16 protein-coding genes are annotated in these 17220 nt (G+C 47.4%); 6 read left to right on the plus strand and 10 right to left on the minus strand.

Going from position 1 to position 17220, the window contains the following annotated elements; all coding sequences use genetic code 11:
- The first annotated feature begins 52 nt into the window (after positions 1-52).
- Positions 53-1480, plus strand: coding sequence for an NAD(P)H-binding protein (locus BLQ44_RS08015; RefSeq protein ID WP_093193376.1), 1428 nt, complete (start codon positions 53-55; stop codon positions 1478-1480).
- 106 nt (positions 1481-1586) lie between these two features.
- On the opposite strand, the gene BLQ44_RS08020 is transcribed toward BLQ44_RS08015, so the two are convergent.
- The 3 genes from BLQ44_RS08020 to BLQ44_RS08030 all read right to left on the minus strand — a co-directional run bounded on the left by BLQ44_RS08020 (position 1587) and on the right by BLQ44_RS08030 (position 4260).
- Positions 1587-2897 carry a globin-coupled sensor protein gene (locus BLQ44_RS08020; RefSeq protein WP_093193377.1) on the minus strand — a complete coding sequence of 437 codons (1311 nt, stop codon included), beginning with the start codon at positions 2895-2897 and terminating at the stop codon, positions 1587-1589.
- A 53-nt stretch (positions 2898-2950) separates the two neighbouring features.
- Entirely contained in the window at positions 2951-3451 is a 501-nt protein-coding gene (locus BLQ44_RS08025) for a PadR family transcriptional regulator (protein WP_093193378.1), read from the minus strand.
- Positions 3452-3525: 74 nt separating this feature from the next.
- On the minus strand, positions 3526-4260 hold the full coding sequence (locus BLQ44_RS08030) for an SDR family NAD(P)-dependent oxidoreductase (protein ID WP_093193379.1): 735 nt from the start codon (positions 4258-4260) through the stop codon (positions 3526-3528).
- A gap of 164 nt (positions 4261-4424) precedes the next feature.
- Here BLQ44_RS08030 and BLQ44_RS08035 point away from each other — a divergent pair, with 164 nt between their 5' ends.
- Positions 4425-5849, plus strand: coding sequence for an MDR family MFS transporter (locus tag BLQ44_RS08035; protein WP_093193380.1), 1425 nt, complete (start codon positions 4425-4427; stop codon positions 5847-5849).
- A gap of 66 nt (positions 5850-5915) precedes the next feature.
- Here BLQ44_RS08035 and BLQ44_RS08040 read toward each other — a convergent pair whose 3' ends face one another.
- On the minus strand, positions 5916-7097 hold the full coding sequence (locus tag BLQ44_RS08040; protein WP_093193381.1) for a cation:proton antiporter: 1182 nt from the start codon (positions 7095-7097) through the stop codon (positions 5916-5918).
- 150 nt (positions 7098-7247) lie between these two features.
- On the opposite strand from BLQ44_RS08040, the gene BLQ44_RS08045 reads away from it, so the two are divergent.
- The gene (locus BLQ44_RS08045) at positions 7248-8465 is read left to right on the plus strand and encodes a dicarboxylate/amino acid:cation symporter (RefSeq protein WP_093193382.1); all 1218 of its coding nucleotides are present in this window, start codon (positions 7248-7250) and stop codon (positions 8463-8465) included.
- A 194-nt stretch (positions 8466-8659) separates the two neighbouring features.
- On the plus strand, positions 8660-8896 hold the full coding sequence (locus BLQ44_RS08050) for an indolepyruvate ferredoxin oxidoreductase subunit alpha (RefSeq protein ID WP_093193383.1): 237 nt from the start codon (positions 8660-8662) through the stop codon (positions 8894-8896).
- Positions 8897-8943: 47 nt separating this feature from the next.
- On the opposite strand, the gene BLQ44_RS08055 is transcribed toward BLQ44_RS08050, so the two are convergent.
- Positions 8944-9459, minus strand: a complete 516-nt coding sequence (locus BLQ44_RS08055; protein WP_093193384.1) for a YwhD family protein — start codon at positions 9457-9459, stop codon at positions 8944-8946.
- A 283-nt stretch (positions 9460-9742) separates the two neighbouring features.
- Positions 9743-10627, minus strand: coding sequence for a helix-turn-helix domain-containing protein (locus tag BLQ44_RS08060; RefSeq protein ID WP_093193385.1), 885 nt, complete (start codon positions 10625-10627; stop codon positions 9743-9745).
- Between the two features lie 171 nt (positions 10628-10798).
- Here BLQ44_RS08060 and BLQ44_RS16540 point away from each other — a divergent pair, with 171 nt between their 5' ends.
- The gene (locus BLQ44_RS16540; RefSeq protein WP_176757471.1) at positions 10799-10936 is read left to right on the plus strand and encodes a hypothetical protein; all 138 of its coding nucleotides are present in this window, start codon (positions 10799-10801) and stop codon (positions 10934-10936) included.
- A gap of 217 nt (positions 10937-11153) precedes the next feature.
- Positions 11154-12800 (plus strand): CoA-disulfide reductase, encoded by a 1647-nt coding sequence (locus BLQ44_RS08065; protein ID WP_093193386.1) that lies wholly within the window; start codon positions 11154-11156, stop codon positions 12798-12800.
- Positions 12801-12827: 27 nt separating this feature from the next.
- Here BLQ44_RS08065 and BLQ44_RS08070 read toward each other — a convergent pair whose 3' ends face one another.
- The 4 genes from BLQ44_RS08070 to BLQ44_RS08085 all read right to left on the minus strand — a co-directional run bounded on the left by BLQ44_RS08070 (position 12828) and on the right by BLQ44_RS08085 (position 17001).
- A complete protein-coding gene (locus BLQ44_RS08070) occupies positions 12828-14375 on the minus strand; it encodes a methyl-accepting chemotaxis protein (RefSeq protein ID WP_093193387.1) in 1548 nt (515 codons plus the stop codon).
- Positions 14376-14477: 102 nt separating this feature from the next.
- Positions 14478-15080 carry a class I SAM-dependent methyltransferase gene (locus BLQ44_RS08075; RefSeq protein ID WP_093193388.1) on the minus strand — a complete coding sequence of 201 codons (603 nt, stop codon included), beginning with the start codon at positions 15078-15080 and terminating at the stop codon, positions 14478-14480.
- A 62-nt stretch (positions 15081-15142) separates the two neighbouring features.
- On the minus strand, positions 15143-16549 hold the full coding sequence (locus tag BLQ44_RS08080) for a YhgE/Pip domain-containing protein (protein WP_093193389.1): 1407 nt from the start codon (positions 16547-16549) through the stop codon (positions 15143-15145).
- Positions 16546-17001 (minus strand): MarR family winged helix-turn-helix transcriptional regulator, encoded by a 456-nt coding sequence (locus BLQ44_RS08085; RefSeq protein WP_093193390.1) that lies wholly within the window; start codon positions 16999-17001, stop codon positions 16546-16548. Before BLQ44_RS08085 ends, BLQ44_RS08080 begins: the two co-directional genes overlap by 4 nt.
- Positions 17002-17220 lie beyond the last annotated feature (219 nt).

The following is a 17220-nucleotide window of genomic DNA, read 5'->3' on the forward strand; positions in this document are numbered from 1 at the left end:
CCGTTTCACTTTTTCGGAAAAGGGAAAGAGTAGGAAAAAGGAGAGTGACATGATGAGTAAACGACCTGTTGTCGCCTTGACCGGGGCACGTGGATATATCGGTCAGAACCTGCTCAAGAAAATCGAAGAGAAGGCGGATGTCATCGCCCTTTCGAGAAACGGGGATAACTACGAAGATTCAGAGCATGTGAAGTGGCGTTCCTGTGATTTGTATTCGATGGCGGATGCGGAGAAAGCGTTAGAAGGAGCGGACATCGCTGTCTACCTCGTTCACTCCATGATGCCTTCAGCCAAGTTGACACAAGGGTCGTTCGAAGACATGGATGTCATCCTCGCCGATAACTTCGCACAGGCCGCCAAGAAACAGAATGTGAAACGCATCGTCTATTTGACAGGAATCATCCCTAAAGATAATGAACCTCTATCCAGGCACTTACGCAGTCGCCTTGAAGTCGAAAATATTCTTAGGGCTTACGGTACCCCGGTGACAGCTATCCGTGCCGGGCTCATTGTAGGACCTAAGGGGTCTTCTTTCCCGATTCTTTCTAAATTGGTGAAACGTCTCCCGTTCATGGTTTTACCGAAATGGACGCGCATGGAAACCCAACCTATTGCTCTCCCCGACGTCCTGAACGCACTCGACAAAGGACTGCAGGACGAGAATCTTGCGAACAAATCCGTCGATGTCGGCGGACCGGAAGTCATGACGTATTGGGACATGATGCTCAAGACCGCCGACGTTATGGGTAAGAACCCGAAAGCCATCCCTTTCCCTTTTATCACGGTCAACCTCTCAAGACTCTGGGTAAGTATGGTGACAGGAGCTTCCAAAGAAATCGTCTATCCTCTGATCGAGAGTTTGAAGCATCCGATGATTGTGCAGAAAGAGAATTACGTCGAAGGAGTGAGTAACGGGCAGATCAGTTTCGAAGAGTCTGCCAAAGAAGCCCTTGAAAGTGAACGACAGGATGGCATACGCCTGAAGCTGCCGGAGCTTCCATCGATGAAACAGGATGTGCGCTCCGTTCAAAGGGTCTCTTTACCGGCAGGAGAGACAGCGGATAGTACTGCCCTCTATTACGTCGAATGGCTCGAATCCTTCTTGAACCCGTGGGTGCGCACAACCGTTGATGATGAGTACTGCTGCCGTATCGGTACCTCCTTCAGTGAGAAACCTTTGCTTGAACTTTCTTATTCCAAAGAAAGAAGCACCACAGACCGTGCGCTTTATTACATCACCGGCGGATTGCTGACGGATTCGAAAAAGAACACAAGAGGTCGTCTCGAATTCCGTAAAATCCCGCACAAACAAGAACTGATCATCGCCATTCATGAGTATATGCCTTCGGTACCATGGTTCGTATATAAGTATACCCAGGCCAATGCTCATCTGTTGATCATGATGCTGTTCCGACATCACTTGAGAGAAAAGGGGTACGGAAACACCCATCCTCCACTAAAAGAAGAGAATCCGCTATAAGAATAATGGCGCCCTTTGCACTCGGACTTGTGCAAAAGGCGCTTTTTTCGATTATAATTCCCTCTCATTCCAAAGATCCTTTCTTGAAAATGAAAAAACCAGCCGGTTACAGCTGGTTTTTCATGTCTTCTGTCATTTCGTATAGATGATGGGAGGAAGAAGCGACTTGAGTAACGGCGTCATTGATCTCCTCGATGATTGCCGTAAACTCTTTCAATTTCGTTTCCACATTCATGCTTGAGCGATAATTCTTACCCATGGCATCCACGATATCAAGTACGAAATCATTGATATGCTCTATTTTCTCCACACCGCTTCCGATCATCCCGTCGATTTCGGTCACTCTTCCGGAGACGCTGTGTATTTGACCATTCGTCGCGTCCACCAGTTGGGAGACTTCTGAAACGGAAGACTTCGTCTGTTCGGCAAGCTTTCGGACTTCATTCGCAACTACCGAGAAGCCTGCTCCATACTCCCCTGCTCTCGCGGCCTCGATGGAAGCGTTCAACGATAGGAGGTTCGTCTGTTCGGCAATACTCGAAACGATTGTCACGATATCTCCGATTTTATCGGCGAAACCTTTCAGGTCCTCTGTCTCAGAAGCGATTTGTCGGATGCTCTCTTTGATTTCGGCCATCTGCTTCTGGTGTTCGTCGAGTTCCATTTTACTCTCCATCGACTTGTTGGCGACCTCTTCACTGACTTCCGCTCCTTCTTTAGCGTCTTTCAGGATAGATTCACTCTGTCTTTTTATATCTTCCGTCGATCCATTCGCTTCTTCCGTAACCGCGGCCAACTCCTGAGCGGTCGCTTCCACCCGGTATGAACGTTCCCGTTGGCTCTCTGCAACCTGTTCACGACTTCTGGCATTGCCTTCTTCGAATAAATCCAATACGATCTGCTGCTCCAGGCTGAGCATCTTCGTGACTGCGCGAATACCACGGCGATATTCCTCAAAGGACAAGTCAGCACCTTCCAGCGCAGTGAACATGGATAACTGCATATCCTGAAAAGCAGCCATATACCATTTCGGCAGCAGACCAATATGTACATGCATCTCTGCAATTCTGCGACGCTTCTCAATGAATTGCTGATCGATCACACCGCTGAACATCTCATGTATATGACGGGTCAGCGTCTTTTTCAGACGTTCCGTCGAGCTGTACTCGTTGATGATACGAATCAGGGAAGGTTCCTTTTCCAGATTTTTATAAAACTGATCGACGACTCCATCGATATGTTCCTCAAAGATAGGCTGTAACTTTTGAAGAACCCCGAGATCTTCTTCTGTCATATGGATCATCTTCAACTGCTTCTCCAGATCCGAGCCCACTTCCACTTCCATTCTTCCCGTTACTTCTTCTTTCTCTACCATAGCCACTGCCGTTTCCTTTTTTCTGCCGAACAATTGTAGCATGTGTTTCCCCCGCCATTCCTTTTTCTTTTATTATCGGCAGGTTCTACACTTCCTTAATCGTCTTTGATCCAGTCCGCGACTTCCAAAAGCCACTTTCTGTCGAGGTTCTTTCTCTGTTCGAAATGTTCCACGATATGATAGGCAGGCGGAGCATAAGCATCGGCAACAGATTCGGCATCCAGGTCCGCCGCCCACGAACGTAACGCCTGTTCCACCAGAGATTTATCGGAATATCTCACAAAGAGAAGAGCCGGATACACAAGGCTTACATCCATTTTCTGATTCCGGAAGACTTCCACAATCATATCCGACAGCTCTTCCTCCCCCTGTTCCGTCAGCTCGTACACGGTACGATTCGGCCGCTGGTCCACCTTTTCGGTCTTGATACCACGAATGTTCCCCCGTTCCTCCGCGCGTCTGATATTGTGATAGAGGTTCCCGTCCGTGATAGAGATGAGTTTATTCCATTTCTGATCGATCATCGCCCGTTTCATCTCATAGGGGTGGCGTGGACGTTCTTTCAATAACCCCATAATAAGTATTTTCATCGACATTCCCGAATCCTCCCGTTACGTATCTTTCCCCTATCATATACAAAAAGCTGCCCTTCGAAAAGGACAGCGATTCCTCACTGAGCGGAAAACCCGCCATCAATGACAAGCTCAGCACCTGTAATGTAGGCGGCATCGTCAGAAGACAGAAACAGGACAGCCTTCGCTATATCTTCCGCCTGCCCCAGTCTTCCGAGTGGTGTCGCCGCTTCGAGTTGTTCGAGCATTCCCCCGGATTCTTTCAGATCTTTCGTCATAGGAGTCTCGATCACTCCGGGGAATACAGCGTTCACACGGACCCCCTGTTTTCCGTAGGTTGTGCTTGCCGCTTTGGATATGGCACGTACGGCTCCCTTGGAAGCAGAATAACTGTTGAAGCCGAGACCGACCTGTGCCGTGAAGCTGGAAATGTTCACGATCGACCCTTTGCCCTGTTCGGCCATATGTGGTGCAATATGTTTCATGCCCGCAAACGGACCGAAACTGTTGATTTTCATCATCAGTTCCCAATCTTCCACCGTCGTCTCCTCCGCCGGTTTTTCGCTGGTGATTCCTGCATTGTTAACGAGAATGTCGATCTGCCCATGTTGTTCATATATAGTTTTCGCAGCTTCTTTCCAGTCTGCATCTGAAGATACATCAAGTTTGATCCCCTGAACATCCGTCCACTGCCCCACGATTTTCAGTCCTTCTTCATTCACGTCTGCCGCTATGACCGTGGCCCCTTCCTGCTGGAACAGTTTCACCATTTCTTTTCCCATCCCTGAAGCACCGCCGGTTACAACAGCAATTTTGTCAGTAAGTTTTCTCATGATTTCATCCTCCTTTATTTCAACTACAAGTATACTACGAGATATACTTTGCGCAGAGTAATTTGCTTGAACTATGCATATTAGTTAACTTGAAGAGGAAGCTCTGCTATAATATTTTCCTGTTCACAAAAAAACTAATAAATAGGAAGAAAGAAGGCATAACTATGGCGGATGGACAAGGACGCCCAGACATTAACAAAGTCCCGCTGATGATCGTTCTCATCTCCGGGGCATTCGTCGCTATTTTGAACCAGACTCTTTTATCGACAGCAATTCCCCCGATCATGCAGGATCTCGGGATCAGTGCTAACACAGCCCAGTGGTTGCAATCGGTCTTCATGCTCGTCAACGGAATCATGATTCCGATCACGGCCTTTTTGATTGAACGTTTTACAACCAGAGGATTATTCTTGACGGCCATCGGTACATTCACCATCGGTACGATCGTATGTGCTTTGGCTCCGAACTTCTCTATTCTGATGGCGGGACGTATCCTCCAGGCCGGAGGGGCAGGAATCATCATGCCGCTCATGCAGACGATTCTGTTTCTCGTATTCCCACTTGAAAAACGGGGAGCCGCTATGGGAATGTTCGGACTCGTCATCGCGTTCGCACCGGCGATCGGACCGACCCTTTCCGGTTATCTCGTAGGACAATTCCCATGGAGAAGTGTCTTCTATGTGGTTCTGCCGATTGCTATTATCGATATCATCGTTGCTTATTTCATATTGAAAAACGTAACCAAACAGACCTTCCCGAAAATCGATGCACTATCCATCGCCTTGTCGACACTCGGGTTCGGCGGACTTCTTTATGGTTTCAGTACTGCCGGAAATGTCGGAGGGTGGCTCGTACCACAGGTATACTTACCGATCATCGTCGGAGCCATCACGCTTACGATGTTCATCAATAGACAGATGAAGCTCGAGCAGCCGATCCTGGAGTTCCGCATTTTCAAATACGGCGTATTCACGCTTACGACAGCACTCGGTATGGTCGTATTCATGTCCATGATTGGAGGAGCCGTCATCCTGCCGATATTGATGCAGAACATGCTCGGATTCACTGCACTCGAATCGGGCCTCATGCTACTTCCAGGAGCGGCCCTGATGGGAATGATGAACCCGATCACCGGAAAGCTTTTCGACAAATTCGGTGCCAGATGGCTGGCTATCCCTGGGCTCGGCCTTCTCACCATTACGAACTTCCTGTTCACGTCTCTGACCGTGGAAACGACGTTCGCCTACCTTGCGATCGTCAATGCTGCCCGGATGTTCGGAATCGCGATGGTCATGATGCCGGTGACTACGGCAGGTCTCAACCAGCTACCGGATAAACTGATGCCACACGGAACAGCTATGAACAATACGATGCGACAGATTTCAGGAGCCGTAGGTACCGGACTCCTCGTATCCGTCATGTCCAGCGCAGCACTTCCCGGTGAGGGAGCATCTGGTATGGTCGAAGGGGTGAATGCTTCCTTCATCGTTGCAGCGATCATATCTCTTGTCGGATTCATTCTCGCGTTCTTCATCAAAGGATCGAAGAAAAGGAAGAGTGTACAGACGACGGCAGAAGCGAAAGCTTGAATATCGTACAAACTAAAGAAGCAGGCACCTGCCATATCGGCAGTGCCTGCTTCTTTTCATATAGAATCACTCCAACCATTTCGACAACGGATACACGCCGACACTTTGAATGACGAGGGAAAGGAAAACGACAGAAAAACTGATGGACAACAGCGCTCCCGCTTCTTCCGGACTTCTTGCATGAAGGCTCAAGATAAGAAATACGGACATCGTTCCACGTATTCCTGCCCACGAAACGAGAAACGCCTGCTTCGTCGTCTCCAATCTCCTCCACCTTCGAAAGACTTTAAGAACGAGAGAAACGATCAGAAATCGTATGGCGATGGATGCAATCAGTATAAGAATAGCAAGTCCCCAGTATGCGGAAGCAAGATAAGGAGTAATCGCTATGCCGATAAGAAGAAAGATGAGCGCAAGCAGGGAAGGCTCCACAACGTTCCAAAAGCCGGACAACGCTTCCCGGAAATGATCCTCTTTGTTCGTATGATCGAATTCATAACTGAGCATGATACCAGCGGCAACCGTCCCCAACACTCCGGATACTCCGATATGTTCAGCTGCATGGAAGGATCCATAGGCGATAATGATGCTCAACATGACCTGGTAATCGCGATGATGGGTGATATGTACCGCTTTGGAACAGACCCATCCGAACAGGACACCGACCACTACGCCTCCTATGGAAACATATAAAAACTCTCCGAGGAAGCTGAAGAGATCAAAGGAACGTTCTCCGGTATAAATGCCTGCGAGCACGGTGAACAACACGATACTCGTCCCATCATTGATCATCGATTCCCCGTCGACGACCTCGGCGATCTGTTCGTCTGCCGCTTCCTCAAGCACGGACACCGCTGATACCGGATCCGTAGGTGTAAGAATAGATGCGATCAGCATCGCACCTAGCAGCGTGATACTCTCAAACCAGCCGGCTATTCCATAAATGAACAATCCTAATAGCAGCGCCATCGCCACAAGACCGACCGTACTCAGGGTTCCGAGCACCGGAGCGTGTCTCTGGATCGCTTTCGTCGAATACTTATAGGCGGAGACGAACAGAATCCCGGGAAGAAACAGATCGTAAATCATACGCTCCGTCACTTCGATGGAAGAAAAGTATGGTATAAAAGACAATCCGATTCCGATAATGAGTAATAGAACGGGAACCGGAACATTCTTCTTTTTCTTATCGATGGTGAACACAATATAGCCGATAAGTAATAACAGCACCCCTTGTGTGACGCTCATAGAACCTCTCCTATCTTGAAACACTTTCATAGTAAGAAAATACCACCATTCCTAGGCTCACAAACGTAAGCTCATTGTTTTGACAGAGGAAGAGTTTTCGGCTATTGTAGTTTAATGCATACTAAACTAATAAGGATTAGGAGGATACTAATGAAAAAACTTTGGCATTCATATATTCATACATCTCTCATCAAGAAAATTACTGTGGCACTCGTCATAGGTATCATTCTTGGACTTCTTCTCGGTGAGCAGGCGAGTGTTCTTGCTCCGTTCGGGGATCTATTGCTACGTCTGCTTCAATTCATCATTGTTCCGCTCATTCTATTCACGCTTATCGTAGGGGTGAACCAGACGACGATCGGGAACTTGGGGCGTATGGGAGGAAAGGTCTTCATCTATTACCTGGCCACTTCCGCACTCGCTATCATCGTAGGTACATCCGTCGCCAGTCTATTCAACCCTGGTACAGGACTCTCGTTGAGTGGAGATGAAACGTTCGAAGTACCTGAAAACCCTGGCGTCACTCAGGTTCTTTTGAATATCGTTCCGAATAACATCGTCATGGCTTTCTCTGAAATGAACCTTCTCGGAATCATTTTCACCGCTCTCGTCTTCGGAATCGGCATCGCTTACCTGAGGAGTACCGACCAATTCGCAGCAAAAGCGAAAGCACTTTATGACATTATCGATACGATGAACGAACTGACACTGACAGTCATGAAAGGAATTCTGCAGTACGTTCCGATCGGTATCGCTGCTATCATCGCAGGTATTGTCGGACAGGAAGGCGTGAACACGCTTCAGGAACTCGGAGGATTCATCGGCGTGCTATATGTCGCCCTTCTTGTGCAGCTCGTCATCTATGTCGGCATCCTTCTGCTTACAAAGACGAAGCTCGGCGGCTTTTTCAAAGAAGCACGCACACCGATGCTGACTGCTTTTGTCACGCAAAGTTCCTCCGGTACGCTGCCTGTTACGCTGAACGCAGCGAATCAGCTGAACTTGAATAAAAGTCTGTACGGCTTCAGCCTTCCCCTCGGGGCAACCATCAATATGGATGGGGCCGCAATCCGGATCGCCGTATCCGCCGTATTCGCAGCCAATGTCATCGGTGACCCGCTGAGCTTCGCCGGTGTTCTCCAAGTCGTCATTGTCGGCACACTGGCTTCTGTCGGAACAGCAGGTGTTCCAGGCGCCGGGATCATCATGATTGCGACTGTCTTCAGTCAGGTGGGGCTGCCGATGGAAGCTGTCGCATTGCTGACAGCCGTTGATGTATTCGTCGGCATGGGAGCGACCGCTCTGAACGTAACCGGAGACCTCGTCGGTACCAATGTCATCAGCAAAACGGAGAAACGCTCCTCGTAAAATCTGTGTTAAAATGTGAGGAAAGCGGAGTCATCCCGCTTAGAAATTACGGCCAGGTCCGCAAAAACCGGGCCAGGGTCCGCAGATGACTGCGAAATATTGTCGAACGTCCGCAAAATACAGCTTAAGGTCCGCAAAATCGCTCTTCATGTCCGCAAACGGACTTTGGAGCTTTCATAAAAGGAGGGATCCCCGTGGCTTTCGTCATTACAGCCCCATGCAAAGAAGAAAAATCCGGAGAATGCGTGGACGTATGTCCGGTCGATTGCATCGAAGAAGGCAAAGACATGTTCTACATCGATCCTGCCATCTGCATCGACTGCGGCGCATGCGAAGCGGTCTGCCCGGTCGAGGCGATCTATTACGAAGAAGACCTGATCGAAGAAGACGAGCCTTATCTACAAAAAGCAAAAGAATTTTTTGGCCAATAAAAAAAGGTGTTCCCGGCAGCCGGGAACACCTTCTTTACGTAGTACTATTATTTCGTCAATGCATCCTTCACTTCATCTCTCGAATTCTCCCAAAGCTCCTTATGTTCTTCCTCAAGAAACTTCACAAGAATCCCTTTCGATTTCTCATCCATATGCTCGGCGATGACTTTCCCTTTCAGCGACTTATCCATGTTGTTCACATGCTCCGGCATCGATTTGTAGCCTGGTTTGATCCTGCGACCTTCTTCGGTAGATACCTGCAATTCACAGGCACCCAGGCCATAGATATAGGGACCTTCGTTGCCTACCTGTGTAGCGACCCAGACGATCCAGTACAGGTTCGGTTCGACAAGCGGTTCTTTATCCGGCTTGAAGCGCACTTTCTTCTCTATTTTGCTGCGTGCGTGCAACGCTTCCATGTCGATATAAGCTCTCTCTTCCTGGGGATCGACGATAACGGGGGAAATGTTGTCCAGGTTGATCATCCCGACGCCGTAACTGCCGTCTCCACCGGTAGAATCTCCACTCAATATATTGAATCCATTATTCTTGTCTTCAGCCATGCTTTCTACCTCCCTGATCTCACTTCTTTGTTCCCATTATATCGCACAGGACCTTATCAAAACAAACAGGCCGTCCTCTCTAAAGAGAGATACGGCCCGCTTTCTCTTATAGTAAGGGAGAGTTGGGTAATAAGAGAAAGACCTCTTTTCTTTTTTTAAGTATACCTCTTCTTCTCTTATTTGCAAAAGGGTGTGAAGGGGCATTGTTCACCATTATGAACGAACGTACGGTTCTCCCTTATCCATTCACCCCAATCCCCTTGAAAATATGAACATATGCATATTATTCAATGATTCCTTTGGAGCGATACGTTTCGATCTCTTTTTCTATAAATTTCAAAAGATTCGTCTTCTGCTGTAATTCAATGACGCTTCTCGCTTTCTCCCAGTACTTCAGCCCCTCTTCTTCATTCTCTAGCAGCAGGTGGTTTCTTCCGAGCTGATAATGGAATTCAGCGAATAAGAACATGTCCTCCTCGCGTATACATAAAGCAAGGCCTTTTTCACAGTAACGGTTGGACTGTTCGTATTCTTTTAAATCCGTATGCACTTTGGAGATGTTATAATAGACTTTCCTTACTATACGTTCCTTGCGGAGAGAAGACATCCGATCAAGGATCTTCAACGCTTTCTCGAAGTAATAGACGGCCTCTTTCTGTTCTCCTTCATTTCTTTTGACGATGCCGATACTGTTGAGAACGTTCATATCAAGTTCCGTAATCAACAGGTCCAAATCGATATTCGACAGGCATTCAAGAAAAAGATCCACTGCCCCTTCAGCATCTTTATGCAAATGATAGACGGCCATTCCTTTGTGCCATTTCAGATATCTTTTCCTGTTGCCCTTCTGGAGAATAGGATTCTTCGATTCCTGATCCACGATTTCCTCGATGAGTTCATAATTCCGATCGCGACGCGCATTCTCCAGTAGCTCCTGGACTTCTCTGAAATAATCCTCTCGATCCAGAGACTGTTCATCAAGAAAATAATTGATATCTATACCGAACTTCTTGGAAATGGACCACAGCATCTGGTAGGAGGGTTCGTTCAATCCCCGCTCGATACGACTGATTTCCGACTGTGAACATACATCTTTCGCAAGAAATGCCTGAGACATCCCGACTTTCTTCCGCAACTGTCGTATTTTTTCTCCGGTATGTTCATACATGACGAACCCTCCCTTTCATTTATGCAAAAATGCATATTTTTAATAAAATAATAAAGAATCGGTTGAAAAATTCTCTCTGAAAGAAACGGAAGCCCTCTCACTTCCTTCTATGTGATTTCCTATATTCACTATACCGTACTATAATCACTTGTAAAAGAGGTGATACCATACGTGTCCAAAAAGCTCATTGCTCTTGTTGTGTCCACGCTGCTAGTATTCGGTTCAGCAAGTATGGTAAGTGCGAAAGAAACCACGTATGACATTTCAGACAAGCCTGTCATTCAGGCTGATTTCCCCGATCAGCATTGACAGGACAAACCAGTAGATTTTAACCATTACCCTCTCCCCGGAGGATAATGGTTATTTTTTTAGCACAAGGCTCCTGAAGTAGGACACATTATCGTCACAATATACCCCTGTAGGTATATTGATTTCTTCTTCCTCTCCTTATATACTAGAGACATAAGTTAATTGTGAAAAAATTCACAATAACAAATTATTGATCGATACCAAAGGAGTGGACCCAATGAGTAAAAAAATCGTAATCGTCGGCGGCGTTGCCGGAGGAGCTACGGCTGCTGCCCGTCTGCGTCGTATGAATGAAGAAGATGAAATCGTCGTACTTGAGAAAGGGGAATATATTTCTTTTGCCAACTGTGGACTTCCTTACTACATCGGTGGCGTCATCACGAACCGGGACGCCCTGCTCGTACAGACCGTAGAAGGCATGAGCAAAAAATTCAACCTCGATATCCGCAATTTGAGCGAAGCCACTTCCATTGATCGGGAGAAGAAAACGATCACTGTGACGAAAGTCGAGACCGGAGAAACGTATGAAGAAAGCTATGACTACGCTATCCTTTCTCCGGGAGCACGGCCGATAGTTCCTCCATTTGAAGGTCTGGAGGAAGCGGAAAATGTATTTACGTTAAGGAACATTCCGGATACGGATCAGATCAAAGCATGGGTGGATGAGAGAAAACCACATCATGCCGTCGTCATCGGAGGAGGCTTCATCGGTCTTGAGATGGCGGAGAACCTTGCGGAGCGTGGGATCCATGTCCAGCTGGTCGAGCTTTCCGATCAGGTCATGGCCCCTGTAGACCGGGAAATGGCCGGTTACCTTCATGAAGAGCTTCAGAATAATGGCGTAGAACTGATCTTGCAGGACGGGGTGGATGCGTTCCTGGATCGCGGCAAAAAAGTGAAACTGAACAGCGGAAAAGAACTTGTCAGTGATATGACGATCATGTCCATCGGCGTTCGTCCGGAAAGTGAACTCGCGAAAGATGCAGGATTGACCCTTGGAGAACGGGGAGGCATCGTCGTTGATGAACATTTGAAGACGAGTGACGCGTCCATTTATGCTCTTGGAGATGCGGTAGAAGTGAAAGATTATATCCAGAACACTCCGACCATGGTTCCACTGGCATGGCCGGCCAATCGACAGGGACGCCTCGTTGCTGATCATATCCATGGCAAGAATGTCTCTTATAACGGTACTCTCGGAACGGCAGTAGCGAAAATATTCGATCTTACCGTCGCCTCTACAGGCAATAATGAGAAGACCCTTCGTCGCCTCGGTGTGAATTATGAAGCCGTTCATGTTCACCCGGCATCAAACGCGACTTACTACCCGGGTGGTGCGGCTATTGCACTGAAATTATTGTTCGATCCGGAAACCGGACAAATTTTCGGAGCTCAGGCTGTCGGGCGAAAAGGAGTCGAGAAACGGATTGATGTCATCGCTACGGCAATCAAAGGAAAATTGACCGTAGAAGATCTCCCAGATCTTGAACTGTCCTACGCCCCTCCTTATTCTTCAGCCAAAGACCCGGTCAATGTCGCTGGTTATGCTGCTCTGAATATCATAGAAGGAGAAGCGGAAATCGTCCATCATCATGAAATTGATGACATCGTACGTGAAGGTGGCACCCTGATCGATGTCCGGGAGCCTGAAGAGTTCGAATCCGGGAATATCGTTGGTGCCATAAACATTCCTCTTGGAGCACTGAGAAACCGTCTGGAGGACCTCCCGAAGAACAAACCGATCCACGTGCATTGCCAGGTCGGATTGAGAGGGTACCTGGCGACAAGAATTCTGAAGAACAACGGATTCCGTGCCATCAACTTAAGCGGCGGCTATAAAACGTACTCCACTGCCACGAAATAAAAAGCAAAAAGACCATCAGACTGCGTGTTACGCAACCTGGTGGTCTTTTATCGCTTTCAATTTCGGACGACCGGAATCTTCTTTTTCTCCCATGGCCACTTGAAGTTCTTCCACGAGTTCCGTTAACGAACTCATCCGGTCTCGCATGTCGGTCACCATCGTATACTGTTCATCCGAGGCTGTCATCACTTTTCCATTCTGATGTTTTGCGTCTTTGGCAAAATGTAAAAGTTCATCGAACGCATCGCTGAGCATGAAGGTACTCGATAACAGCTGTTGGCTTGAGGCACTGATGTCATTCGTCCTGTCTTTTATATACATAGATTTTGCTGAAAGATTTTCGAAAGAGGCTTCCGCCTGCTCGAGCTTGTGCCGACTTTCTGTCATATATTGAAGCGTCGTTGCAGAACTTTGATCCGTATGAGAAATATTTCTTTCGATCTCTCTGACAATCGAAAGGATTTTCTTCGTCGCCGTCTCGGACTGATCGGATAGTTTCCTTACTTCCTGAGCGACTACACTGAATCCTTTCCCGTGTTCCCCGGCACGAGCAGCCTCGATAGAAGCGTTCAATGCCAGCAGGTTGGTACTTTCACTGATGGAGGCAATCTCTTCGGCGATCATTCCGATTTCTTTCGATTGCCCATTCAACTGCTCCACTACTTCACGCATATCGTTTACACTGTCATTCGTCTGCCCGACAGCTTCGCTTACCTCTGAGAGGGAGTCTTTGGCAGAGTATGCCGTTTGATTCATATCTTCCGTCGATTCTGCCATAGCTTCAATACTTGTATTGATCTCTTCGATAGCTGATTTGATTTCTGCAAGATTCCCCGCATTCTCTTCAGCTTTTTTCTCCTGCTCTGCCGCTCCTGCATTTCTCTCTTCCAGGAGACGGCCGATGTTGCTGTGCGCCTTTTCGCTGGACTGAGAGGTTCGATTAAGACTCGTAGCGGTCGTGGTTATCGCTTCTGTCACCGTTCTCATCTGGCTGAACATCGCTTCAATTTCTTTTTCTTTCTGCCGGTTTTCTTTTTCCAGATCCTTTACATGCCGATTTCTCAAATGAATTTGGTAAGACGTTCCTGCGCTCGTAAGGACCAGGTAACCGGCATGCAGGCCGAACATGAACCATGTATACGAATTACTTCCATACAGAAACTCCGTACCTACGAACATCGCTCCGATATGAAAAACTGCAAAAACCCCCGTCATCAGACTGATGATCTCCACTCTGTCATAGAAAGCGAGCAGAGCCACGACGAGAAAAATGGAGAAATGGTAGACGACCATCCCTTCCCCGTTCACGATCATGCCCAGACTGATGCTGGTAAAAAGAATACTCATCAGCCATGGCAGTGCTTTATGCTCCTTATCCCGTTTATAAAACCATATAGAAACAGTCAACAGAAACAGAGGAATCATCATGGATATGTACAAGTAAGGCTGATACGTTCCGTGAAGTTCCTGTCCCCAATTCATCGGACTTACCCGGTGAATATAATGAATAAGCAATGTCAAAAGAATGCCTGCCGCCGAAAACATGATCATCGTTCTGTTTTTTGACTGAATCATAGATGCCTCCCGAAATAGTTATTCTTCTCTATACATACCCCCTATCCTAAATCGAAAACTCGAAACCGAGATTTCTTTTTTCAAAAAAAAGAGCCTGCCTCCTCAGGCGGACTCTTTCACAGCTATGATTTGAATGACGTGACCAAGACCCGTATGGCGCGTGCCTTCCACTCTATCGGCTTCTCCGTAATAGAAATGGAGGATTTTATCGTTGTCGAACCAGTGGAGAATGTCCTGCGGGCGATACATTGCATCGGTTACAGGAGGTCCCCCTGTTTTATAGGCGATCTGATCTTCAGAGTACACTTCGATCAAAATCGTTCCCCCGGGTTTCACTGAATCACGGATATTCTCCATCAGAAACTGCTGGTCTTCTTTATTAACATGACCGAACACCATCACAGCGCCGTCAAATGTCTCAGTCTGCACAGGTTCTTTCGTCAAGTCTACACAGTGTCCTTCTACAAACACTCCGTTCTCTTCAGCGAGACGCTGCATTTTATCGATGCCTACCTGTGACTGATCATACGCGGTGATCGGATGCCCTTCTTTCGCGAGGAAAACGGCATTACGTCCTTCTCCTTCCGCGAAGCATGCAATATGACCACCTTCTTTGATATAGTCATAATTATTTTTGATGAATTCATTCACGTCTTTTCCATAAATATACTCATTTTCGTTGAATCTTTGATCCCATTCTGTCATTGTCTATCCCTCCCTGTCATACCGTACCACGCATAAAGGGAAAATGACGAGAATTTTATACGTCAGGCTGCATTTTGTATTTTTTCGTAAAGAGCCGGTCGTTTCTGGAACAGTCGGAAGACAAGGAACCACAGGAACGTAAGCAGAACGGATAGTCCTCCGAGAATAAGGAAGATCTCACTCGGAGCCACACTTCCGGTAAAGTCGAACATCGCTTCTCTTAACCCTTTGATGCTGTAAGTCATCGGCGAGAACTCATGTAATTTCTGGAATAACGTACCCGATAGCTCAATCGGGAAGGTACCTGCACTCGTACCGATCTGCAGTACAAGCAAAAGGACGGCCAGGAATCTTCCAATGTTCCCAAAAGCTGAAACGAATAGCGTTACAGCCATCATGAACGTCAGAGATGTAGCTACCGTCATGCCATAGAACATCCATGTATTCCCTACTTCCACATGCATCAGGAAGTCGAGTACGAAAGCGGCGATCAGTGCCTGCATGACTCCCTGGAACAGAACGACACTGAATTTACCGGTCCAGCCTTTCATACCTGCTTCGAGCATGTCATTCGTCTTGTAGAAAACGTGGAAAGCTATGGCTCCTATGAATAGACTGATACTTAAAATATAAGGCGTGAACCCTGATCCGTAGTTCTCCACTTCCGTCATCGACTCTTCATTGATCTGAATCGGTTCAAGGAAGGTCGACGTATTCGCTTCCGCCAGGTTCAAGTCACTGGTTTCCTGAAGCGCGTCTCCCTGTGCTTCTTTCAACTGGCGTATCCCTTCTTTCAATTCGGAAATCGAAGTGCTGAGTTGTCCCGCTTTTGAAGCAACGGAAGGCGCCGCTGCCTGCAAACCGGAAGTCAATTCCTCACTCGCTGCCTGGAGATCCTTCAGACGGTCTTCCATCGTAGCAAGTTTCTCTTCGTTCCGGGTCAAACCGTCGCGCATATCAGTGATGGCGGTCGACCATACATCCGTATAGGCACTCTGCAGTTCTTGTGAAACTTCATCCGTCACCTGACGACTTCCACGTCCGGCAATGATCTCTCCGGTCATACTGTAGCCGGGATTCGTATTATAGGTGAGCTGCGGTTCTTCCGGAGTCTCATCGAAAACCGTGACGGCATGACTTGAGAATGTTTTCGGAATCGTCACCGTGAGAAAATAATCCCCATTCTCAAGCCCTTCTTCCGCTTCCTTTTCAGAAACGAAATGCCAGTCGAATTTATCATTTTCCTTCAGTTCGTCCACCGTATCCTGTCCTACCTGAACCGTCTCCTCTCCGAATGTCGCCGCTTCATCGTTATTGACGACAGCGACCGGCAGTTCCTCCGTATTGCCATAAGGGTCCCACATCGAACCGACGAATACGGAGGTGTATATAATCGGAATACACTGGATGATGAATAGAATCACCAGTATTTTCGGGTTTTTGATCAATTTTTTCCACTCTTGTTTCATTTGATATCCTCTTCTTCCTCGAATCGTGTTCGTATACGTTGAAGCTTTTCGTCCAATTCCTTCATTTCTTCATTCGTAAATAGATCGTCAAACAATTCACGCCAGCGCGTCACGTTGATTCTTTCTATTTTCGTAACGACTTCATGCCCTTTCTCCGTCACTTCGACATACTTACTCTTCTGATCCGGACCCTGACGATACTCGAGATATCCGCCTTCGACCAACTTCTTCACCTTATTGGAAATACCGGTTTTATGAACACCGAGAATTTCGGCGATTTCTTTCAATGTCGTTCGCGGGTAGGTATCGATCACCTTGATCAACTGCGTCTGTTCCCTCGAAAAATATTGCAGTTCCTTATCCTCTTTCAATGACCGGGCGACGTGCTCCGATCCATGCAGATAAATATCGTAAATAGATTCATAAACTTGCTTCACCGTGCGTTCGTTCATATTTCCACCTCTTTAGTATATGGGGTAAACAAAACATAGTTTATACCTTATACTATTTTTCGTCAACTAAAAAATGAGGGGTGGGGTCCGTAAAAACGGTTGCTAAGTCCTCAGAAACGGCGAGAAGGTCCGTAAATAGCTGGCCAAACCCGGGGCAGGTCCGCAAAAATCCCAGACAAGTCCGCAAACGTAAAAAAAGAACCACGGCGTCCGTGGTTC

This window comes from Salimicrobium halophilum (genome assembly GCF_900100295.1).
GTDB lineage: Bacteria > Bacillota > Bacilli > Bacillales > Halobacillaceae > Salimicrobium > Salimicrobium halophilum.

Excerpts from the sequence above, each read along its gene's own strand:
- BLQ44_RS08015 (WP_093193376.1), top strand. The coding sequence starts at position 53 with ATGAGTAAACGACCTGTTGTCGCCTTGACCGGGGCACGTGGATATATC.
- BLQ44_RS08020 (WP_093193377.1), bottom strand. The coding sequence starts at position 2,897 with ATGCTACAATTGTTCGGCAGAAAAAAGGAAACGGCAGTGGCTATGGTA.
- BLQ44_RS08025 (WP_093193378.1), bottom strand. The coding sequence starts at position 3,451 with ATGTCGATGAAAATACTTATTATGGGGTTATTGAAAGAACGTCCACGC.
- BLQ44_RS08030 (WP_093193379.1), bottom strand. The coding sequence starts at position 4,260 with ATGAGAAAACTTACTGACAAAATTGCTGTTGTAACCGGCGGTGCTTCA.
- BLQ44_RS08035 (WP_093193380.1), top strand. The coding sequence starts at position 4,425 with ATGGCGGATGGACAAGGACGCCCAGACATTAACAAAGTCCCGCTGATG.
- BLQ44_RS08040 (WP_093193381.1), bottom strand. The coding sequence starts at position 7,097 with ATGAGCGTCACACAAGGGGTGCTGTTATTACTTATCGGCTATATTGTG.
- BLQ44_RS08045 (WP_093193382.1), top strand. The coding sequence starts at position 7,248 with ATGAAAAAACTTTGGCATTCATATATTCATACATCTCTCATCAAGAAA.
- BLQ44_RS08055 (WP_093193384.1), bottom strand. The coding sequence starts at position 9,459 with ATGGCTGAAGACAAGAATAATGGATTCAATATATTGAGTGGAGATTCT.
- BLQ44_RS08060 (WP_093193385.1), bottom strand. The coding sequence starts at position 10,627 with ATGTATGAACATACCGGAGAAAAAATACGACAGTTGCGGAAGAAAGTC.
- BLQ44_RS08065 (WP_093193386.1), top strand. The coding sequence starts at position 11,154 with ATGAGTAAAAAAATCGTAATCGTCGGCGGCGTTGCCGGAGGAGCTACG.
- BLQ44_RS08070 (WP_093193387.1), bottom strand. The coding sequence starts at position 14,375 with ATGATTCAGTCAAAAAACAGAACGATGATCATGTTTTCGGCGGCAGGC.
- BLQ44_RS08075 (WP_093193388.1), bottom strand. The coding sequence starts at position 15,080 with ATGACAGAATGGGATCAAAGATTCAACGAAAATGAGTATATTTATGGA.
- BLQ44_RS08080 (WP_093193389.1), bottom strand. The coding sequence starts at position 16,549 with ATGAAACAAGAGTGGAAAAAATTGATCAAAAACCCGAAAATACTGGTG.
- BLQ44_RS08085 (WP_093193390.1), bottom strand. The coding sequence starts at position 17,001 with ATGAACGAACGCACGGTGAAGCAAGTTTATGAATCTATTTACGATATT.